The sequence below is a fragment of the Sphingopyxis soli genome (genome assembly GCF_018682675.1).
Classification (GTDB): Bacteria; Pseudomonadota; Alphaproteobacteria; order Sphingomonadales; family Sphingomonadaceae; genus Sphingopyxis; species Sphingopyxis soli.
Genome location: NZ_JAFMTR010000112.1, coordinates 1 through 19,618 on the forward strand (window position 1 = coordinate 1; position 19,618 = coordinate 19,618).

19 protein-coding genes and 1 tRNA gene are annotated in these 19,618 nt (G+C 63.7%); 10 read left to right on the forward strand and 10 right to left on the reverse strand.

The window, feature by feature from the left end:
* Positions 1-82 precede the first annotated feature (82 nt).
* The gene (locus J1N50_RS16665) at positions 83-1,282 is read right to left on the reverse strand and encodes a GGDEF domain-containing phosphodiesterase (protein ID WP_215355804.1); all 1,200 of its coding nucleotides are present in this window, start codon (positions 1,280-1,282) and stop codon (positions 83-85) included.
* 60 nt (positions 1,283-1,342) lie between these two features.
* Here J1N50_RS16665 and moaA point away from each other — a divergent pair, with 60 nt between their 5' ends.
* From moaA to J1N50_RS16680, 3 genes are all read left to right on the forward strand, one after another.
* The gene (moaA, locus tag J1N50_RS16670) at positions 1,343-2,350 is read left to right on the forward strand and encodes a GTP 3',8-cyclase MoaA (RefSeq protein ID WP_215355807.1); all 1,008 of its coding nucleotides are present in this window, start codon (positions 1,343-1,345) and stop codon (positions 2,348-2,350) included.
* Between the two features lie 42 nt (positions 2,351-2,392).
* Positions 2,393-3,163: an NAD kinase gene (locus J1N50_RS16675; RefSeq protein ID WP_215355809.1), complete on the forward strand. Its 771-nt coding sequence runs from the start codon at positions 2,393-2,395 to the stop codon at positions 3,161-3,163.
* Between the two features lie 61 nt (positions 3,164-3,224).
* Positions 3,225-3,299 (forward strand) — tRNA-Asn (locus J1N50_RS16680).
* Here the strand turns inward: J1N50_RS16680 and J1N50_RS16685 are convergent.
* Positions 3,285-3,578 (reverse strand): hypothetical protein, encoded by a 294-nt coding sequence (locus tag J1N50_RS16685; protein ID WP_215355811.1) that lies wholly within the window; start codon positions 3,576-3,578, stop codon positions 3,285-3,287. The two genes, J1N50_RS16680 and J1N50_RS16685, sit on opposite strands and share 15 nt — an antisense overlap.
* 281 nt (positions 3,579-3,859) lie before the next feature.
* Here J1N50_RS16685 and J1N50_RS16690 point away from each other — a divergent pair, with 281 nt between their 5' ends.
* Complete coding sequence (locus J1N50_RS16690) at positions 3,860-4,441, forward strand: NAD(P)H-dependent oxidoreductase (protein WP_215355813.1); 582 nt, start codon at positions 3,860-3,862, stop codon at positions 4,439-4,441.
* A gap of 140 nt (positions 4,442-4,581) precedes the next feature.
* Positions 4,582-5,868, forward strand: coding sequence for an MFS transporter (locus tag J1N50_RS16695; protein WP_215355815.1), 1,287 nt, complete (start codon positions 4,582-4,584; stop codon positions 5,866-5,868).
* 328 nt (positions 5,869-6,196) lie between these two features.
* Here the strand turns inward: J1N50_RS16695 and J1N50_RS16700 are convergent, their stop codons facing one another.
* Together J1N50_RS16700 and J1N50_RS18050 are read right to left on the reverse strand one after the other, a co-directional pair.
* Positions 6,197-6,880, reverse strand: coding sequence for a TetR/AcrR family transcriptional regulator (locus J1N50_RS16700; protein WP_215355817.1), 684 nt, complete (start codon positions 6,878-6,880; stop codon positions 6,197-6,199).
* A 103-nt stretch (positions 6,881-6,983) separates the two neighbouring features.
* Positions 6,984-7,511, reverse strand: coding sequence for a hypothetical protein (locus J1N50_RS18050; protein WP_343227909.1), 528 nt, complete (start codon positions 7,509-7,511; stop codon positions 6,984-6,986).
* Between J1N50_RS18050 and J1N50_RS18055 the strand changes: the two genes are divergently transcribed.
* The 3 genes from J1N50_RS18055 to J1N50_RS16715 all read left to right on the forward strand — a co-directional run bounded on the left by J1N50_RS18055 (position 7,470) and on the right by J1N50_RS16715 (position 10,906).
* Positions 7,470-9,467, forward strand: coding sequence for a cytochrome P450 (locus J1N50_RS18055; protein ID WP_343227910.1), 1,998 nt, complete (start codon positions 7,470-7,472; stop codon positions 9,465-9,467). The genes J1N50_RS18050 and J1N50_RS18055 overlap by 42 nt on opposite strands.
* A 91-nt stretch (positions 9,468-9,558) precedes the next feature.
* Positions 9,559-9,879 (forward strand): 2Fe-2S iron-sulfur cluster-binding protein, encoded by a 321-nt coding sequence (locus J1N50_RS16710; RefSeq protein ID WP_215355822.1) that lies wholly within the window; start codon positions 9,559-9,561, stop codon positions 9,877-9,879.
* Positions 9,880-10,030: 151 nt separating this feature from the next.
* Positions 10,031-10,906 (forward strand): phytanoyl-CoA dioxygenase family protein, encoded by an 876-nt coding sequence (locus J1N50_RS16715; protein ID WP_215355824.1) that lies wholly within the window; start codon positions 10,031-10,033, stop codon positions 10,904-10,906.
* A 154-nt stretch (positions 10,907-11,060) separates the two neighbouring features.
* Here J1N50_RS16715 and J1N50_RS16720 read toward each other — a convergent pair whose 3' ends face one another.
* From J1N50_RS16720 to J1N50_RS16735, 4 genes are all read right to left on the reverse strand, one after another.
* The gene (locus J1N50_RS16720; protein WP_215355827.1) at positions 11,061-11,819 is read right to left on the reverse strand and encodes an SDR family NAD(P)-dependent oxidoreductase; all 759 of its coding nucleotides are present in this window, start codon (positions 11,817-11,819) and stop codon (positions 11,061-11,063) included.
* A gap of 113 nt (positions 11,820-11,932) precedes the next feature.
* Positions 11,933-12,154, reverse strand: a complete 222-nt coding sequence (locus J1N50_RS16725; RefSeq protein ID WP_215355829.1) for a hypothetical protein — start codon at positions 12,152-12,154, stop codon at positions 11,933-11,935.
* A 5-nt stretch (positions 12,155-12,159) separates the two neighbouring features.
* On the reverse strand, positions 12,160-13,437 hold the full coding sequence (locus tag J1N50_RS16730) for an NAD(P)/FAD-dependent oxidoreductase (protein WP_215355831.1): 1,278 nt from the start codon (positions 13,435-13,437) through the stop codon (positions 12,160-12,162).
* 283 nt (positions 13,438-13,720) lie between these two features.
* Entirely contained in the window at positions 13,721-14,599 is an 879-nt protein-coding gene (locus J1N50_RS16735) for a phytanoyl-CoA dioxygenase family protein (protein WP_215355834.1), read from the reverse strand.
* A gap of 288 nt (positions 14,600-14,887) precedes the next feature.
* Between J1N50_RS16735 and J1N50_RS16740 the strand changes: the two genes are divergently transcribed.
* Both J1N50_RS16740 and J1N50_RS16745 read left to right on the forward strand, forming a co-directional pair.
* Complete coding sequence (locus J1N50_RS16740) at positions 14,888-16,102, forward strand: hypothetical protein (RefSeq protein WP_215355835.1); 1,215 nt, start codon at positions 14,888-14,890, stop codon at positions 16,100-16,102.
* A gap of 220 nt (positions 16,103-16,322) precedes the next feature.
* Positions 16,323-16,646, forward strand: coding sequence for a cupin domain-containing protein (locus J1N50_RS16745; RefSeq protein WP_215355837.1), 324 nt, complete (start codon positions 16,323-16,325; stop codon positions 16,644-16,646).
* A gap of 269 nt (positions 16,647-16,915) precedes the next feature.
* Here J1N50_RS16745 and J1N50_RS16750 read toward each other — a convergent pair whose 3' ends face one another.
* Both J1N50_RS16750 and J1N50_RS16755 read right to left on the reverse strand, forming a co-directional pair.
* Positions 16,916-18,193, reverse strand: coding sequence for an aminotransferase class III-fold pyridoxal phosphate-dependent enzyme (locus J1N50_RS16750; RefSeq protein WP_215355839.1), 1,278 nt, complete (start codon positions 18,191-18,193; stop codon positions 16,916-16,918).
* Between the two features lie 374 nt (positions 18,194-18,567).
* On the reverse strand, positions 18,568-19,618 hold a 1,051-nt coding region (locus tag J1N50_RS16755), incomplete at its 5' end, for a c-type cytochrome (RefSeq protein WP_215355841.1).

Consider the following 19,618-nt stretch of genomic DNA (forward strand, 5'->3'; position numbering starts at 1 on the left):
ATTGAATCAAAACCGGCACTCCAGATTCTTGTTTTGCCGTGTTTTCCGGGTCGTCAGGTGATTTCACCTGACTTGAAACACTCTAGGCGGCGAGAAGCGCCGGAAGCTCGTCGCCTGGCACCGGTCCCGACTTCAGAAAGCCCTGCCACGTCGCGACGCCCAGTTCCTTCAGCCGTTCGAGCTGTTGCGGCTTCTCGATCCCCTCGGCAACGACAAGCAGACCGAGTGCACGCGCCAGGTCGACGATCGCGCGCACGACGATGCGGTCGCGGTCGCTGTCGTCGATCGTCCGCGTAAAGCCGCTATCGATCTTCAGATAGTCGATCGGCAGCCGCGCGAGCAGCGACAGGCTCGAATAGCCGGTCCCGAAATCGTCGATCGCGATCGCGCAGCCGAACGCACGGATCTGTGCCAGTTGCTCGGCGGCGCTCGCGGGGTCGCTCAGCATCGCCTGCTCGGTGAGTTCCAGCGTCAGCCGCGCGGGGTCGACATTTGCCTGCCGTGCCATACCGGCGAACCGTTCGGCGAATTCGGGATCGCCAAGGTCGGCGGCGGTGATGTTGAGCGAGACGCGAATGTTCGCCAGCGCCTCCGGCCATGCCGCGATCTCGGCCAATGCGACACGGTGCGCATGTTCGGTGAGCTCGCGTTCGAGACGCGCCGCGCGTGCCGCGGTAACCAGCGGCCCGGCGCCCAGCAGGCCCAGCTCGGGGTGCTGCCAGCGCAGCAGCGCCTCGACCCCGTTCATCGCGCCGGTCGCGACATCATATTGCGGTTGATAGTGGATCACCACCTCGCCGCGCGACAGCGCCGCCATCACCATCGCGCCGTCGCGCGCCGACGCCGGGCGTGCGAGCTGGTCGCTCGCGGTCCGGAGCTGCTCGACGACGGGTTCGTCGCGCACGATCAGCGCCGCGGCGATGCGAATCGCCAGGCGGCCCTTGGGGTCGCCGACCATCGGCTCGGCCAGCGCAACATGCAGCGCGCGCTCCTGCGCCCGCAGCGCGCCCAGCGACAAAGGCACCGCCGGAACGATCAGGAAGCGCGGCCCGTCGATCCGGTCGACGCAGCTCCCCTGCCCGAATTCGTCGGTCGCGAAACTTTCGAGTCGGCGGCCGATCTCGTCGAGCACGGCGTCCCCCGCGGCGGTCCCGGCGCTATTGTTGATGCGCGCCATCTGGTCGACCTGAACCAGCATGACGCCCACGTCGGCGTCGTGCCGCAAATGAAGATTTTCCAGCGTTCGGACGCAGCCGGACAGCGATTCGGATAGGCGATTCATCGCGCCGCCTTATCAGGCTTTCCTTGCCAAGCCCTTCCATTTTGCATCATGATCGCACCGATGTCCGCGCTTTCGCCCCGGCCCGCCGCACGATTGACCGACGCCCACGGCCGCCGGATCGAATATCTGCGCCTTTCGGTCACCGACCGCTGCGACCTGCGCTGCCGGTATTGCATGGCCGAAGACATGCAGTTCCTGCCCAAGGCCGCGGTGCTCAGCATCGAGGAAATGGGCGAACTCGCCGAACGCTTCGTCGCGCGCGGGATCCGCCGCATCCGTCTTACCGGCGGCGAGCCGCTGGTGCGACGCGGCATCGAAATGCTCGCGGCGCGGCTCGGCGCGCTGGTGGGGAACGGCCTCGACGAGCTGACGCTGACCACCAACGCCATGCGGCTCGCCGAACATGCGCCGATGCTGGCGGCCGCGGGGGTGCGGCGGATCAATGTCAGCCTCGACACGCTCGACCGCGAGGCTTTTCGGCACATCACGCGGTTCGGCGACATCGACGTCGCGCTGCGCGGGATCGCGGCGGCGCAGCGCGAAGGCATTGCGATCAAGATCAACATGGTCGCTCTCGCCGGGCTGAACGAGGATCAGCTGCTGCCGATGCTCGACTGGTGCGCGGCGAACGGATGCGACCTCACCCTGATCGAGACGATGCCGCTCGGCGAGGTCGAAGGCGACCGCAGCGATCATTATATCCCGCTGCACCAGTTCGTCGCCCCGTTGCGGGCCGATCGGTCGATCTGGCCCGTCGACAAGGCGACCGGAGGTCCGGCCCGCTATTTCGCGATCGAGGACAGCCCGGTGACGCTCGGCCTCATCACCCCGCTCAGCGACAATTTCTGCGCGACGTGCAACCGCATCCGCCTGACCGTCGAGGGGCGCATCTATATGTGCCTCGGTCAGGACGACCATGTCGACCTGCGCGCTGCCCTGCGCGACGGCGGTGACGTCGATGGGTTGATTGACGTCGCATTGGCTGGCAAACCCCGCGCGCATGACTTTCATATCGAACGAAAGTCCACACCGGCGGTCGCGCGTCATATGAGTGCAACGGGCGGCTAGGATAGCCTCGCCCAGGGATTTGTCAGGGGGCTCGGGACCATAATGCAACGCAAGATCGCGCTCGTCGCGTCGAACGCGCCGGCGGCCGAGGAGGCCGAGGCCGAACTTCGGCCGCTCTACGATTTCGTCGACCTCCATGAGGCCGACCTGCTGATCGCGCTCGGCGGCGACGGCTTTCTGCTGCATATGCTGCACCAGTTGCTCGACCAGCGGCGCAGCCTGCCGGTGTTCGGCATGAACCGCGGCACCATCGGCTTCCTGATGAACGAGTTCCGCGTCGAGGGGCTGCTCGACCGCCTTGCCGCCGCGCGCCCCTATCTGATCCACCCGCTGTCGGGCGACATCACGACGGTCGGCGGCGAGCGCCACATCCTGCCGGCGATAAACGAAATCTCGCTGCTCCGCGAAACGCGCCAGGCCGCCAAGCTCGAGGTGATGATCAACGAAAGGACGATGCTCGAGGAGCTCGCCTGCGACGGCGTCCTTGTCTCGACCCCCGCCGGATCGACCGCGTACAACCTCAGCGCGAACGGCCCGATCCTGCCGCTCGATTCGGCGATGCTCGCACTGACGCCGATCAGCCCCTTCCGCCCGCGGCGCTGGCGCGGCGCGCTCGTCCCCGAATCGACGAGCATCCGCTTCAACGTCCGCGAGGCCGCAAAGCGCCCGGTCAGCGCGGTCGCCGACCAGCGCGAAATCCGCGACGTAAAGACGGTGTTGGTCACCACCGACCGCAGCCGGCCGCTGACTTTGCTGTTCGATCCCGACCAGGGATTGGACGAACGCATCGCGATGGAACAATTTATCGTTTGAGGTCTTGCAAAATCATTCGCGCGGCGGCAAAGGGTCCGCCTCGCCCGCCACGGCGGGGTGTTCCTCGGTAGCTCAGCGGTAGAGCAATCGACTGTTAATCGATCGGTCGTAGGTTCGAATCCTACCCGGGGAGCCATTTCCTGCTTTGGCCGATTTTGGCGCTCGGGGCGCCCTCCGAAGCCTTGGCTCTCGGCAGGCTTTTCACAATAATATCAAAGGGTTTTCGGAAGGTCGCCGACACCTCTCCGTCCTTGTGCGAACAGTTCGATAGCAGGTGGTGGAGGATGTTTCGTTTGCCCGAAAAATCGGCTTCCGCGAACATCCTGCGCGCATCCTTGGCAAACCCCAGCAGCGCAATGCCATCGTCGATATAGGCGTTATCGGCCTCCGACAGGCGATCGAACGCGCGCGACAAACCCCTTCAAGCCTTCGCGATAGTCTCCCGAGATTCGGGTAAAGAGACCTTCATCGAGCTTGCCATCGACATCGTCGAGGTAAGCCTGCTTCATGCGCTAACGGCTATTGTTCTGGGCGCGGCGGAGACGACCATTCGACGAACCTCGATGTCCCTGCGACGATCGCTCGGAAGAAGAATGGCCCTTCCCGAATAGGATACACCGATATAGAGAGGCTAATAGCAGATATTTATCCAATTAATGCTTTCGTTTTTCTCTCGCGACAGCAAGGAAATCAGAGATGAAGATTTTGGTCGTCCAGGCGCAACCCGATCCCGCGTCCTTTTCTGCGGCGATCGAGACCGCCTTTGCGAGGGGCGCGGAAGCGGCTGGTCACTCGGTCGACACGCTCAACCTGCCCAACGAGGGCTTCTCGCCCCGCTTTGGCCAGCCGGACATCGATCGCTATCATGGCAAGGCTCCCGTTCCCGACGACGTGCGCGACCATCAGGCGCGTGTCGATGCCGCCGACGTGCTGACGCTCATATTCCCGATCTACTGGTGGTCGTTTCCCGCCATACTCAAGGGCTGGATCGACCGGGTCTTCATCAACGGCTGGGCGTTCAGGTTCGAAGAAGGCAAGATCGTCGGCGCCATGCGGGACATTCCCGTCTATCTGCTTGGCATCGGCGGCGGCAGCGACGACGGCTATACCAAGCATGGCTATTACACGGCCTTCGACACGCAGGTCACCACCGGAATCTTCAAATTTTGCGGCGCTCGGCGCGTTTACACGCGCCTCCTGCTGGACGCGGAGAGCGGCGCCCGATATCGGGATGTCCATCTCGAGACAGTGGAACAACTCGGTCGGTCGATAAACTAGGCGGCCGATCGATCCTGCTGCCACGCGGTCACGGCTACAGGCTTGCCTCGTGTCAAAATATCGGTAATTATCGACTTTCTTGCCGGTTCGCATGAGGCGTTTCAGCGCTCGTCGGCCGGCAGGACAGGAGATCGAGAGAAATGGACGACGCTCGGATTTTGACGGCGGGACCGCCGCAACCGCGGACGGGATTTTATTTCGGCTGGCGTATCGTCCTCGCGATGTTCCTTGCGACCATGATGATCTACGGCAACACGCTGTTCGGGTTCATCATCCTTACCGATCCGCTGGCAAGGGAGTTTGGCTGGTCCTCGGCCGCCACCGGATCGCTCGTTTCGGCAATGTGGCTGATAGCGCCGCTGGCGCTGGTGATCGCGCCGGCCATCCACCGGTTCGGCGCCTTCACGATCCTCATTGGCGGGCTGCTGCTGCAGGTCGTCTGCCTCGCGCTGGTCGGGAGTATCGACAGTTTCTGGCAGCTCTATCTGCTGCGCGTCGTCATGGGGATCGGGAAAGTCGTTTCGATCGTCGCGGTGCCGGTGATGGTGACGACATGGTTCTCGCGCCGTTTCAGCACGGCGATGGCGATGGCCTGGTGCGGCGGATCCTTCGGCGGCTTCGTCATGGCGCCTGCAACCGAACGATTGCTGTCTTTCATGAACTGGCGCGAGGCAGCGCTGTCGCTCGGCGCGCTCATGGGGGTCGCCACCCTCGTCATCTTCCTGCTTTGCCGCGGCGCCCGAAGTCCCGCCGCCATCGGTCTCGCACTCGACGGCGATCCGCGGGTTCTGCCGCTCGACCCCGCCGGCGGTCCGGGCGAGAACGCCGAGCCGAAGGTGCAGGCTTCGGAGCTCAGATCGATCAATTTCGTCACGGCCGCGATCATGGCCGTCGCGCTCATGCTGAGCGGGATCGGCGCCCTCGCCGCCCTGAGCCAGGCGCCTTCGCTGATCGAAGCAGGCGGGATTTCGGCGCAGCTGGCCGCCACCTTCCTCGGTCTTACCGCCGCCGCGTCCGCTTTCGGCCAAGTGACGATCGGATGGCTCCTCGATCGCTGGAAACTCGACCTATGCAACCTGCTGGTCGCTCTTCTCCTCGCGACGGGTCTCGCGAGCCTCATTCTCCTCCAGCATGACCATGGCGTCGCGGCCGCGGCCGTCGGAGCGCTGGCGCTCGGTGTCGGCATCGGCGCCAACGAAATGCTCTGGATCACCCTCACCAAACGGCAGTTCGGATCGCGACTGTTTGCCTATACCTATGGCGGCTGGAGCTGCGCCCTTGCAGCGGGCTATGCGCTGGGCGGCCCCGTCGGCGGCTGGACCTTCGATCGCTTGCCGCCGACATCCTTTCCCCTGCTCATCATGGCCTTGTACCTGCCGGCGCTGACGATCGCCGTCTGGCGACCCGGCAAACGCGATCTTCCATGAGGGGCGCTCTCCTGAGGCGGCTTCCGCCGGGCATCTACGCCGCCGAACGCGCGCTCGCCCCTGCGGAAACGGCCGCATGGATGAAGAAGGTCGACGTCCGGTTCGGCCCCGTCCCGGTCAGGCCCGTAGAGCCGGCGCGGTCGCGACCAGAATGATCGTCCGCCTAACGGAACGAGGCAGGTCACAATTTGGCATTGCGCGCGATCTTTGCAGCCAGATCCGAACCAGCCATATGGCTCGAACAATTGAAAGATCCATCACGCGCAATCGTCGGAAATTGGATCATCGATCCGTTTTCACCGGAATCGGCGGATGGAACTAACAAAACCTACCCACCGGCATCTTTGCTCCGACCATCCCCCTCCAGATCGCCCGCGATCGCCCGGACCATGCGCATGACGAGAGCGACCATGCTCCGATGCGGGGTCGCCCTTGAGCTGCGAGTCCCGTAAATCACGCTGCTGCCCTCCGACACGACCGCGACGAAGTGGACAAGATCGCTTATCTCCCGTGGATCGGCTGCCGGATGGGCGGCAATCAGGGTTTCGATCACCCGCTCGATCAATCGATCATAAAAGTCGTCGATCGATTGGCGGACAATCTCGTCATGGAGCGCCATCGCCCAGATCTCGCGAAACAGGCGCATCGCGTCTTCGTCGGGCGCTTCTTCCAGTAGCCAGCGCACGAGCGCCTCGACGCCCTTGCCGGGTGTGCTCAGAAACTCTTCGAAATATTCCAGATATTTCGCCATCAGACGGTCGATCAGGGCGCGAACGAGCTCCGCCTTGGTGGGAAAATGATAGGTCAGGTTTCCCAGCGCGATGTTCGCCTCCTGCGCGACGCGCCGCGTGGAGAAACCGGCATAGCCCTGACGCAACAGCACTTGCTCGGCACTGTCCAGCACGCGTTCGGTCACGGGCTTCGGCTCGGCGTCGGCTGTCGCCGCGCCCTGCTGCGGCCGCGCCTCACCGGACAGTTCCATGCTCGCAATGCTGTCGTCGTTCGTTGTCATGGCGCTGCCATATCGCAACTGCCCTTGACAGTCTAGGTCGATCGTACTAACCAATGCCTAGGTCGAATGACCTAATCAGCACGACCCTATGGTGGGGAGAGTTTCAATGCCGCATGAAGCCGCCATGCGAGCGCATAATCGCGCCGCGACGATCGCTCTCGAAGACATCGACGTCAGCGATCCCGAACTTTGGCGGACAGACAGCCATTGGCCCTATTTCGAACGGCTGCGCGCGGAAGATCCCGTCCATTTCTGCCGCGACAGCCAGTTCGGCCCCTATTGGTCGGTGACGAAATTCAACGACATCATGGCCGTCGACACCAACCACGCCGTCTTTTCCTCGGACATCGGACTCGGCGGCATCACGATCCTCGACGACGACCCCAAAGACGCGCTTCCGATGTTTATCGCGATGGATCCGCCCAAGCACGATCATCAGCGCAAAGTGGTCGCGCCGATCGTCGGCCCTGGAAATCTTGCGAAGATGGAGGGTCTGATCCGGTCGCGGGCGGCCGCTATTCTCGACGAGCTGCCGGTTGGCGAAACCTTCGACTGGGTCGAGCGGGTTTCGATCGAACTCACCACCCAGATGCTGGCGACCCTGTTCGATTTCCCCTTCGAGGACCGGCACAAGCTCACCTACTGGTCGGACGTCGTCACCACCTTGGCGGCTCCGGGCGAGATCGTCGAAACCGTCGAGGAGCAGAACGCCATCCTCATGGAGTGTCTCGAATATTTCGTTCGGCTCTGGAACGAGAGGGTCAACGAAGAGCCCGCCTCGGATCTGATTTCGATGCTGGCGCACGGCGAATCGACGCGGCACATGACCCCGAAGGAATATCTGGGGAACATCATCCTCCTGATCGTCGGCGGGAACGACACCACGCGGAACACCATGACGGGCAGCGTCCTGGCGTTGAACCAGAATCCGGATCAGTACCAGAAGCTGCGCGATCATCCCGAGCTCATCCCCTCGATGGTCTCGGAGACGATCCGCTGGCAGACCCCGCTGGCGCATATGCGGCGCACCGCGACCTGCGACACCGAACTCGGCGGCAAGAAGATCGCCAAGGACGACAAGGTCATCATGTGGTACGTATCGGGCAATCGCGACGAGACCGTCATCGATCGTCCGAACGATTATATCATCGATCGCGAGCGGCCGCGCCAGCACCTGTCGTTCGGCTTCGGCATTCATCGCTGCGTCGGAAACCGTCTCGCCGAAATGCAGCTGCGCATCGTCTGGGAAGAAATACTGAAGCGCTACCCGACGATCGAAGTCGTGGGCGAACCCGTTCGGCCGGCCACACCCTTCGTCAAAGGCTATCAAAGCCTGCCTGTCCGCATTCCGGCTTCGGCGTCCCTGCCCGCCCGACCGAGCCGCGCGAAAGCGCGGCCGCAAATCGAAAGGCGCCCCCCTTATCGGCAACCTGCAAAGGTGCTGGCGGCTGCCACCCTCGTTTCCGCCGCGGGGGCGCTCCTCTTCAATCTGATGCCGACCATCCTGGCATTGGCTGCAAGCCGGTTTGGGTTGAGCGATGACCAGGTCGGTGCCGTGGGATCGAGCTATCTGGGCGGTTTCGCCCTGGTTGCGACGACGTCGAACCTGTGGATCGACCGCTTCAACTGGCGCCTCGTCGTGGCCATAGCCTCCCTGCTGTCGGTCATCGGCCTGGCAGGCAGCGCTTTCGCCCCGTCGATGCCGACCCTGCTGGCATCCCTCGGTTTAGCCGGCGCATGCCTCGGAACGCTTTACACCGTCTGCATTGCCGTGGTCTCGGAAAACCACAAGCCCGACCGGGCCTTCGGCGTCAAGCTCACGGGCGAAGTGACCCTGGCAATCGTCGGGCTTCTGGCGATATCGACCTTTGCGCTGGCGCAGGCGGACTTTCGCATGGCGATGCTGCTGCTCGCAGGCCTGTCCGGTGCCGCGGCCATCAGCGGTCTTGTCGCCTTTCCGGCAGGGCGCGCGGTCGTGCCGCCGGAGAAGCGATTCGCCATGACGCGGCGCGCGGGGGGCTCCGTTCGCGCTCCGCGCAATGTGACCGCCTGGATCGGGCTGTCGGCGCTGTTCATTTCCTTCTCCGGGCTGGCTGCCCTCTGGGCCTTCGTTTTCCAGCTCGCGCCGACCTTCGGCGTCGACGCGAATGCCGCTGAGAACGTCCTGACCGCCGCCCTCGTCGTCAGCGGCGCGGCGGGCCTGACCGCCGCCCTCCTCGGCGACAAATTCGGGCGCGTGAAGCCTCTCGCGATCGGCATGTTGCTCGCCATCTGCGGCGTCGCGGCCTTCCATTGGGGCGGTGATTTCGGTCCCTATCTCGCCGGCGTCGTGCTGACGGGTGGCCTGTGGAACTTCCCGATGGCTTACCAGATGGGAATGATCGCGACATCCGACGAACGCGGCAATATTGCCGTGCTGATGCCGGCCGCGCTTGCCGTTGGCGGCGCGCTGGGACCGGTTCTGGCCGGAGCCCTTCTCGCAGGCGGCCACGGCTATGCGCCGCTCTACGGACTGTTCGCCGGCGCTACGGCGATCGGGCTTGCGGCCTTCATCGTGATGGGGCGCCGTCTGGCTTCGGGCGCCTGAGCGCAAGGCGACAGGTTCGGAAAGCCGCGGTGCGGTCAGTTTCCCTCCTGATCAGGCGCAGGATTTTGAGGAAATCAAGAAAGGATGATCGATGACACGCGTGACCTTTGTCCAGCACGACGGAGCCCGGCACCAGATCGAAACCGGGGACGGCTATTCGCTCATGGAAGTTGCCATCAACAACAATATTTCCGGGATCGACGGCGATTGCGGGGGCGTATGTGCCTGCGCGACGTGCCATGTCTATGTTGACGAAGCATGGACGTCGAAGCTTGGCGAACGAACGGCAATGGAAACCGATATGCTCGAATTGGCCGCCGATGTCACCGAGCGCTCGCGACTGGCATGCCAGATCAAGGTTGATACGGCCCTCGATGGTCTCACGGTCCATCTTCCAGAAAGTCAGCACTGAAACGAGGGATGGCGCACGCCTTTCCGCCATCCTGCAATGCGTCGGCGGCGAATCTGTCGCGACACGCGATGCGAACCATAAATCGATTTTTATTGAGTTTTGTATGAATTTTTGCTCTGGTTATGAAAAGGCATCCTGAGGAGAGCGGAAGATGGCCTTGCAACGGCTGGATGGGACGACAGCATCGATCGAACAGGTCATCGCGGTGCTGGACCGCGACGGCGGCGTCATCATCGAGAAGTTCCTGACGTCCGCGCAATTGGCCGGCATGCGCGACGACCTGCTTCCGCTGATCGAGCGGCAGTCGACCGGACGCGATGCCTTTTTCGGCCAGAACACGCGCCGGCTTTCCGCGCTTTTCGCGAAGACGCGCTACAGCGCCGATGTCGTCACCCATCCCCTTTACCTGCCGGCCGCGAGGCATTTCGTCTGCGTTCCGCAGCATCGCTGGTCAGGGGACAGCTATATGGAGGTTACCTGCGATCTTCAGGTCGGCGTCAGCCAGGCGATCCAGATCGGCCCCGGCGAAGGTGGGCAAGCGCTGCACCGCGACGACGGCGCTTTCTTCTGGAGCCGCAATTTCGGGCGCGAGGCGCGCCTGCAGGTCATGATCGCGCTCACCGATTTCACCGCCGAGAATGGCGGCACCATGGTCGTTCCGGGAAGCCATCATTGGGACGACGAGCGCAAACCTCTCGCCGAAGAGGCGATTCCCACCGAGATGAACGCCGGTTCGGCGCTCCTTTTCCTGGGCGGCGTCTATCATGGCGGCGGGACCAATCGGACCGAAAGCGAGTGGCGCACAGGGGTGACGTTCGCGCTCGACGCCTCTTTCGTGCGGCAGGAAGAAAATCACTATCTCGCGCTGACGCCGGAGCTCGTCGCGAGCTACCCCGAAGAGATCCAGCGCCTTCTCGGCTGGTCGATGTCCGGTCGCGCGCTTGGCTGGATCGAGGTCGACGGCGTGCTCGCGGACCCCAATTTCCTGCTCAGGCCACTGGAAGTGAGTGCTGCCGTCGGCGGCTAGAGTGCGTTCGGTTTTGATTGAATCAAAACCGGCACTCCAGATTCTTGCTTTGCCGTGTTTTCCGAGTCGTCAGGTGATTCCACCTGACTTGAAAACACTCTAGGGCATTCGGCGAAGTCGGCGCCGCGCGCGTTCCCGAAGTCTCGGGACCGGATCAGTCGATCGTCGCACCGCCGTCGACGATAATCGTCTCGCCATGAATGAAACCCGCATCCTCGGAAGCGAGGAAAGCGGTCAACGCCCCGATGTCCGAGGGAAGGCCGATACGGCGGATCGGGATCTTGTTGTTCACATAAGCCTGACCGGCCTCATTCCCCCATATATAATGGGTCATGTCGGTCTTGATGAGACCGGGGGCGATCCCGCAAACGCGGATATTCTTCGGCCCCCATTCCAGCGCGAGCACCTTGGTCAGGCCGACGAGGCCATGCTTGGATGCGACATAGGAGCTGGCTTCGTCGATGGCCTTGAACCCGGCGACCGAGGCGACATTGATGACGACACCGCCCTTGCCGTCCGAGAGAAAATGCCGCGCCGCCTGCTGGGCAAGGCGAAAGGGAACCTCGAGATTGACGTGGATCACCCGCCGCCAGTCCTCGAGAGCATGATCGAGCGCGGGACCGTCGGAATCGACTCCGGCATTGTTCACGAGGACATCGATGCCGCCGAATATCGCCGCCGCCCGGTCGACAAGCCCGTTCACCGCATCCTCGTCAGTCAGCGGCGCGCCGAGACCGGCAACTTTCGCCCCGGTTGCCGAGGCGAGTCCAGCCGCGGCCGCATCGGCGGCCGCCTGATCGCGGCCCGTCAGAATGAGCGACGCACCGAGCGCCGCCATCTTTTCAGCCATGCCGAACCCGATGCCGCGCGTACTGCCCGTGATCAATATCCTCTTGCCCTCAAGCCGGCTCATTCCGCTCCCTTTCGTCTAACCGTCCGCTGCCTGTCCCGGTGCGGAGCGATGAAAATTTCCGACAGCCAGCATCCGGGAACCGATCGAGTCCCCCGATCTGCTGACGCCCGCATCTATTTTTTCCCGCGCTCCTTGCCGCGCAGCGCCAACCGCACGATCGCGAACAGCACACTCGGCTTCATCAACGAACGGAGCGCGGCCACGACATCCTTGCCGTCGAGCTTCGCCGTGGCGTCATAGACGCCGACGCGGCACATCACGACGGGCTCCCCGTCGCGAACGACGATTTCGGTGACCGCAAGATCGAGCTTCAGGGACGGGGCGCTGATCTTCATGGCCGTCAGTCGATCGGCTGCAAGAGATACTGCCTGACACGCTCGGCGTCGGGATCGACATAGTCGGGGCCCAGTATCTGGCCGATCGCGAGCAAGCCCGCGAGGCTCCCCGACATCAACCCTTCGCCGTTGAAGCCAACGCAGGTCGTCACATTGGGCATATCGTCGAGCGTCCGGATGACCGGCGCAAAATTCTCCGTCATGTCGATCGGGCCGGCCCATGCGGCTTCGATCTTGACGCCGTCGAGCTGCGGCCAGCGCCGGACCATTTCGTCGTAGAGCCGCTGGAATTCGACCGTCTTGGTGTCGGCATCATGGTCGACCGTCGACGGCGTGAAAAATCCGGTCGTCAGCTCGCCGCCGCCGATCAGCAGATGGCCCTTGTAGACGCGCGAATAGTAAAAGACGAAACCCGAATCCTCGACGAACTTGTAGGTTCCGAACCCCAGCGAGGCGAGCCGCGCCTCATCGAGCGCCTCGGTCGCGATCACATAGGTATGGCGCGGGTTGACGAGATCGGCCACCTTCGAAAGGTGGTGCGTGTAAGCGTTGGTCGCGAGCACCGCTTTGCGCGCGGTGATCGTCGCCCCCTCGGCTGTGCGAAGGACCACGCCCTCGCCCGAGTCCGAGAAATCGGTCACGCGGGTTCCTTCATGGACGGCGACGCCCATGTCGCGGAGTTGCTGGCCGAAGCCGCGCGCCAGCTTGAAGGGCTGCACGGCGCGCCACGCCGTGCGAACAATCCCGCCGAGCGGCCGGTAGGGAAGCGCCATTTCTCTCTCGAGCGCGGCCGTGTCGAGCAGCAGATGGGGCGTGCCCCGGGCCTTCAGGACGTCGGACTCGCGCTGCATCGCTTCCCAGGCGGCTTCGTCGAGCGCCTGCATCATCAAGGGCTCGTCGCGATATTCGCATTCGATGCCGCCTTCGGCGATGCGTCGCTCGAGTTCCTCACGCTTGCCGAGATACCATTGGACCGCGAAACGATCCTCCTCGGGATCGGGCAGATCGAGGATGCCGGCGCGCAGTTCGCGGACGCCGGGCGCCACGGCTCCGAAGTTGCGGCCGCTCGGGCCAAAGCCGATATATTCCGATTCGAAAACCGCGACCGAGAGATCGGGGCGCGCCTTCTTCACATAATAGGCGCAGGACATGCCGGCGAATCCGCCGCCGATCACCGCCAGATCGACGTCGACATCCTGCTCGCCGAGACGATTCTCCGGTTCGATGGCATCGGCGCACCAGAAGCTGGTTCGCCAGGGAAATTTGCCGCTCTCTTCCGCCATTGCCACCATCCCCCCGAGAACAAACCCCGCCCTGCCGGACCTCGCCCCGACAGAGGGCGTCGCGGCCGGAACGAGCAAGCAGACTCGCCGTCGCCATAGCGCCAACCCAGACCGTCAAAACTTTAGTCGTTATTTATCGAAAATCAAGACTATTGTCGCGGATTGAGGTTGGAGCGCCTGCATCGCCGCACCGCCCCGCCCTTTTCCGACCGCGCACAGCCGCCGCGCCCGGCATGGACCCTTTGCCACTTGTCCGGAAGCATGAACCAGACAGCCAGATCTCTCAGAGACCGAGAAAGTCGGCGAGTTCTTCGTAATTATGCTGCCAGAGGCTTCCGCCGATCGGATCGCGCTGGTGAAAGGAACGAAAACCGAGCGCCTGCTGAAGCCGCTTCGGCATCGTTCGCACAAGTTCGAGCGGGACCGTGAAAGGATAGGCCTCTTCGGGGACGAGGAAGCCCGCGTTGAACGCGGTCGCGATCACGCGCCGCCGGACATCTTCCGACCGGTTGGCGCCGCCACCATGGAGCAGCTTGCCCGAGTAGAAGAAGATCGAACCCGCTTTCAGCTCGGCCGGCACCGTCATGCTGTCGTCATACTCGCGCTCGGCGTCCCACTCATGGCTTCCGGGAATGACGCGCGTCGCCCCGCACGCCTCGTCGGTATCGACCAGCGCCAGAAGCGTGTTGCAGGTGACTTCGGGAGCCGAGGGGCCGGAATTCCGAAAAACGGGATAGTTTCCGACATCGCGGTGGAGCATTTGCGCCTTCTCGCCCGGCATGATCTCGATCGCCTGCGTCGCCTGCACCCAGAAGCTGTCGCTCACCCCTTTGAACATGGCGGCCATGTAGTCGTGGAGTTCGGGCCGCGAGAGAAAGCGCTCGCGATAGGTCGGGCTGAGCACGACGACATTGGTGAGCCGCTTCGTCAAGGCGCCCCAGAACTCCTTCATGAGTTCGTCGCCACCCTGCGATCCGGTGTGATAATCGTAGAGATAGGGGTCGAGCTCGTCGTTGACCTGCCTGACCTCGTCGTCCGACAACACGCCCTCGAGGACAATGCCGCCATCGCGCCGGATAATCTCCATCACCTCGCCGACCGGTGCCCCGAAGGGCGCCGTGACAAAATCGGATTTCTTCGCAGCAGACACGACAGCATTCATTCGGACTCTCCTTTCAGCCAAGCAGGCGCACTGGCCACCGCCCGGGACGACCGCCTTTCGAAGGCGCTCCAAGATCACCCGGGCAATTCTGCCATATGGCCGACGATGAGCCAATAACCGATTTTAGTCGATAATATGCTCCCAACCTCGTTCGAGTCAATCGAATTCTGGCAATTGAAGGCGCAACAGAATCGATATATATTCACAAAATTGGAGCGCGGGCATAAGGCGGTTCAACGGGCAGGCAAATATCGCCCTGCGACCCGGACAAAAAGGGGGGGAGCGCGAATGAGTGGACCAGCGTCCGAGGAAAATGGCGCTTCGCCAAGGCCGGCGCAGACGGCGACGAGCATCATTCTCGGTTCGCTCGCGATCCTTATTTTCGGCATCCAGCCGCTTCTCTATGCGGCTTTCGTCGGCGAAGGCCTGATCGAACCCGACCGCCTCGGCCTCCTCTCCGCCGCCGAAGTGATCGCCATTGCGATCGGGAGCAGCCTTGCCATTCCCGCCCTCAAACACGCCTCCGTCAGGGTGATCGCAGCGCTGGCGATACTGCTGATCGCGGCCGCAAATTATTTCCAGACGCTGTATGGAAGCGCGGATATGCTTTTCGCCTTCCGGATGGTCGCCGGCCTGGGCAGCGGCTTCCTCGTCGGCATCGCCGGCATGGCGATCGCGGCGACGAGCAGGGTCGGACAATGGGCGGCCGCCTATCTTCTCGCGCAGGCGACGAGCCAGTTTCTCCATTTGCAATGCTTCGCTCTCTTCTGGCCGGCGCCGACGAGCAAAGAGCTGCTGCTCTCGCTCGCGATCGCCGGCGCCGCGATGCTTGCCGGGCTTCCCTTCCTGCCGCGCCGCCTCGGCGCGGGCACGGCGACCGAAACGGGGGCCGGAACGGAGACCGGCTGGGACCAGCGGAGCGCCAGGCCCGATGCCATCGGCATTCGCTGGCTCGCGGTGATGTTCCTGTTCGTCGGCGGCGTGCTGACGATCTGGGCCTATGCCGGCGTCTGGCTCGAAAGCCAGAATGTGAGCGCGGCGGCGGCTGCCGCGATCCTGTCGGCGAGCCTCGCCGGTCAGGCGGCGGGAGCGTTCGCGGCATGCCTGATCCCGAGCAGCAGGCACGACCGCCTGCGATTGATCGCGACGACGCTGCTTCTCCTGCTTTCCGCCGGAGCGTGGTTCGCATGGCCGGGCTCCGCCTTCGCCGCGGCGGGATTCGGGATATGGTGGCTGTCGTCGGTGCCGGTTCTCTCGAGCATCCTGAGCGACGCCGATCCGCGTCGCGCCGCCCTGCCCTATGCCCCGGCGGCGCAGCTCGCCGGTATTGCGATCATCCCCACAATCGCGGGTTTCCTTTTCGCGGCGCGCAATGTCGAGCTCGTGCTCGTTTCGGGATGCGCCGCAATCGCTTTCGGCCTGCTGCTCGGCTTCGCGCGACGGCCGCAATGGATCGTCGCGAGGCTGAAAGTGGGGCTTCGCGGGACAAGCGCGGATCGATAGCGCCGGGCGCGACTGCCCGCAGCGGGGTCGGCAAGCGGTCGCGGCGGAAAATCGCCGCCATCGCCCACTCGCGGCCAAGTTAATCGATTTTAATTGAGTATTAGCGCGGCGACTGATACGCACGCCGCGAAACCGGTCGAATCCCGAAGCCCGGCAACGGCCTCCCTCGGGCGGGGCATCGCCAGCCTTCGAACGCCGACCCGCTCGCAGGAGACGATGAATGGGCACTATCTCTAAAATCGAAAAGCTTCCGCGCCAGCCCGGAAAGCCATCGGGCGTGGCGACCGCCTTTGCATTCCTGACCGCCGATCATCAGGCCGGCATGCGCGCAGGCATCTCCGAGATCGCTCCGGGCGAAGTGGATTTCGAGCTTCCTTTCAATGAAGGCATTTTCGTGATCGACGGCGAGCTCGAAATCGACGGCGACGGCAAGACGCACATCATTGCCCCCGGCGAGTTCCTGTGGATGCCCGAGGGCCGCAAGATCGTCTATCGCGCGAAGGTCCCGACCCGCTTCCTTTACATGATCCCGACAATTGGCTGAATCGCGGGCAACGGCCCAAGGCACGAGGGCTGCCCGTTTCGCCGTTACCGGAACCGATATGGGCGACACCGGTCTCGTCGCCGCGCTCGTGGAGCCACCGGGCGCGACATATCGGATATGTATATGATGCACGCCAACGTCGCCAGGCGGTCGGCCGCCGCAAGTGCAGCTCCCCGCCGAGGCTAAGACGCCCCCCGCAGCGCAATCGCCCGCGGGCGAACCGGCCCCGCGTTCGCCGCCGCCGGTTGCTCCGCGATATGCCGCCCGGTTCAGGCCGCTTTGGCTGAAAGCAGCTGCATGAGCACGGGATGGGGTTCGAGCGACCCCATGCGTCCCTTGAGCGCCTCGAAGGCGAGGTCGGTTGCCGCCAGTGTCTCGTCTATCACGGCGTCGTCATGCGCATAGGAGATGAACTGGTTGTGATAGGGGTGGATGTAGCTGCCACGCTTCAGACATTCGACGGTCCAGGCATAGCCGACCCGGAAATCGGGGTCGTCGTCGAACAGCATCTGCGGCATCACCGACGGCCCGGTCTGGCGCAGGGAGAAGCCGTGCGCGGCCGCCTGGGCTTCAAGGCCCGCACGCAACCGGTCGCCCGATGCCCGCGTCCGCTCGAGATAGTCGGTCGTCCGGATCTGTTTCAGCGTTTCGATGGCAGCCGCCATCGGCGTCGCCGAGAACCAGAAGGAGCCCGTCACGAAGATTTCCTTCGCGGCACCCCGCGCCTTGTCGGACCCGAGGACCGCCGAAATCGGATAGCCGTTCGCGATGCATTTTCCGAAGCAGGCGAGATCGGGTAGAACACCGAGCGGTTCCCAACTGCACCCGCGCGCGAGCCGGAAGCCCGCCCGGACATCGTCGACGATGAGGAGCGCGTCATTCTCGTCGCACAGACGGCGGGCCGTCTGCGCATATTCGAGGCTGGGCTCGTAATTGTCGACGAACACCTCGTGGCGGATCGGCGTGGCGAACACCCCGGCGATCTGGCCGTCATACTGGCGAAAGGCATCTTCGAGGCTCTGGGGGTCATTGTAATCATAATAGACGATCGCCGCGCGATCTTCCGGAATGATCCCGGCCGGACGCGGCGTGCACCAGGGCGCCGCACCATGATATGTGCCCGTTGCATAGAGGATGATCTTGCGACCACGATGCGCGCGCGACAGCGTCATCGCCATCGTCGTCGCGTCGGTGCCGTTCTTGCAGAACATCGCCCAGTCGGCATGCTGCACCTGCGCGACGAATGCCTCGGCGAGATCGACCATGATCTCGCTGGGGCCGGTCATCGTATCGCCGAGCGCCTGCTGCCGGCGCGCAGCCTCTTCGATCGGCGCATAGCCATGGCCGAACAGGTTGGGGCCATAGGCGCACACATAGTCGATATAGCTGTTGCCGTCGGCGTCCCAGAGCCGCGCGCCCTCAGCCCGGTGGAAGAACTGGGGGAATTCTTCGGGCAGGAGCCGGGTCGATTCATGGCCGTACATTCCGTTCGGAATGACCTTTTCGGCGCGTTCCTTGAGCTCCCTCGCCCGCTTGTTCGACCACATATGACGCCTCCCATTTTCGATATAAATCGATAATTATCCATTCTAGCGCGAGAGTCAATATCAACGTGCGCATGATCGGCGGGAGGATCGGCGCACGGGACGCAAATTCATATTTCCCGAAAAAGAGCCGCGGGTGCGACTACGCCGAGGCTTGGGCGGGTGCCCCCGCAACAGGCCTGCCCGAACCTCGCATGGATCGCGCGCGGGCCAATCCCGTCGAAACTATATTATTATCGAAAAATAGCTGGACGCAATGTGCGCGCTCTTGGCGACACCGTGCCCGAGCCAATGCCGCAAATACGCGCGATCGGCGACACAAATCGCCGCCCTTTCGGGACATCGCACCGCATGCTCCGAAAAGGCCGGTCAGAATGTCAACGACCGTAAGGCCGACCGGTTTCGGCGAGATTTGCCTTGGTCCAGCTGGACCGATCGATGACATAGGCACGGATCGCTTCGGCGTCGGCGGGCGTCATCACTTTTGCGAAGCCGACCATGCCGCGGTCCTTGAGGGCACCGTCAATGATCACCGATTTCCAGGCGTCGGGATTGGCGAGCGCGCCCGAGACGCGCAGGTCGGGGGTGAACCCGTTGCCGATCGCGCTATCGCCGTGGCACACCAGACAGTAGCGAGCGAAATGCGCCTTGCCGGCAGCGACCTGTGCCGGGGTGCCGAATTGCGGCGGCGGGTTCCAGGCGAGCGCGGTCGTCGCCGGCAGCGCAGGCAATTTCACCGCGCCGCCGATCTTGAGCACGACGAGGCGGGGAATGTTGGGGATCTTTCGCGTGACGCCGCCGGCGATTCCGGCGGCCAGCGGGAAGACACCGCCCTTGCTCGTCATGAACGCGACATATTGCACGCCGCCAACGCGGAAGGTCGAGGGAGCATCGATGATGCCCGACTGCATGTCGAGGTCGAGCAGCTGCTTGCCGGTGTCGGCGGCATAGGCGCGGAAGCGCCCGGTGCTCGTGCCCTGGAAGACGAGGTTGCCTGCGGTGGTCATCGTGCCGCCGTTCCACGCGGCGGGGTAATCGACGCCCCACGCGACCTTGCCGGTGCGCGGGTCGAAGGCGACGAGGCGGCCGGTGGTTGCCGCGATGGCCGCCTTGAACGCCGCCTTGTCGTCGGGGAGGACACCCCCGGTCATCGAGCTGCCGGTATTGAATCCGAGGAGCTGACGCCGATCGAGCTCGTTCATGTCCTCGAGATAACCCTGCGGGACTTGCTGCGCCGGAATATAGACGAGCCCGGTCGCGGGATTGTAGCTCATCGGGTGCCAGTTATGTGCGCCCATCGCCCCCGGGATCGCGATGAAGGGCTTGCCGGTCCTGTAGAAGCGCGCCTCGGGGTTCTCGATCGGGCGGCCGGTCGCCATATCGTAGCCGGTGGCCCAGTTGATCCCGTCGACGAAGGGTTTGGCGTCG

Excerpts from the sequence above, each read along its gene's own strand:
- J1N50_RS16745 (WP_215355837.1), top strand. The coding sequence starts at position 16,323 with ATGGGCACTATCTCTAAAATCGAAAAGCTTCCGCGCCAGCCCGGAAAG.
- J1N50_RS16710 (WP_215355822.1), top strand. The coding sequence starts at position 9,559 with ATGACACGCGTGACCTTTGTCCAGCACGACGGAGCCCGGCACCAGATC.
- J1N50_RS16735 (WP_215355834.1), bottom strand. The coding sequence starts at position 14,599 with ATGAATGCTGTCGTGTCTGCTGCGAAGAAATCCGATTTTGTCACGGCG.
- moaA (WP_215355807.1), top strand. The coding sequence starts at position 1,343 with ATGTCCGCGCTTTCGCCCCGGCCCGCCGCACGATTGACCGACGCCCAC.
- J1N50_RS16730 (WP_215355831.1), bottom strand. The coding sequence starts at position 13,437 with ATGGCGGAAGAGAGCGGCAAATTTCCCTGGCGAACCAGCTTCTGGTGC.
- J1N50_RS16725 (WP_215355829.1), bottom strand. The coding sequence starts at position 12,154 with ATGAAGATCAGCGCCCCGTCCCTGAAGCTCGATCTTGCGGTCACCGAA.
- J1N50_RS18055 (WP_343227910.1), top strand. The coding sequence starts at position 7,470 with ATGCTGGCGACCCTGTTCGATTTCCCCTTCGAGGACCGGCACAAGCTC.
- J1N50_RS16740 (WP_215355835.1), top strand. The coding sequence starts at position 14,888 with ATGAGTGGACCAGCGTCCGAGGAAAATGGCGCTTCGCCAAGGCCGGCG.
- J1N50_RS16675 (WP_215355809.1), top strand. The coding sequence starts at position 2,393 with ATGCAACGCAAGATCGCGCTCGTCGCGTCGAACGCGCCGGCGGCCGAG.
- J1N50_RS16665 (WP_215355804.1), bottom strand. The coding sequence starts at position 1,282 with ATGAATCGCCTATCCGAATCGCTGTCCGGCTGCGTCCGAACGCTGGAA.
- J1N50_RS16690 (WP_215355813.1), top strand. The coding sequence starts at position 3,860 with ATGAAGATTTTGGTCGTCCAGGCGCAACCCGATCCCGCGTCCTTTTCT.
- J1N50_RS16700 (WP_215355817.1), bottom strand. The coding sequence starts at position 6,880 with ATGACAACGAACGACGACAGCATTGCGAGCATGGAACTGTCCGGTGAG.
- J1N50_RS16715 (WP_215355824.1), top strand. The coding sequence starts at position 10,031 with ATGGCCTTGCAACGGCTGGATGGGACGACAGCATCGATCGAACAGGTC.
- J1N50_RS16720 (WP_215355827.1), bottom strand. The coding sequence starts at position 11,819 with ATGAGCCGGCTTGAGGGCAAGAGGATATTGATCACGGGCAGTACGCGC.
- J1N50_RS16695 (WP_215355815.1), top strand. The coding sequence starts at position 4,582 with ATGGACGACGCTCGGATTTTGACGGCGGGACCGCCGCAACCGCGGACG.
- J1N50_RS16750 (WP_215355839.1), bottom strand. The coding sequence starts at position 18,193 with ATGTGGTCGAACAAGCGGGCGAGGGAGCTCAAGGAACGCGCCGAAAAG.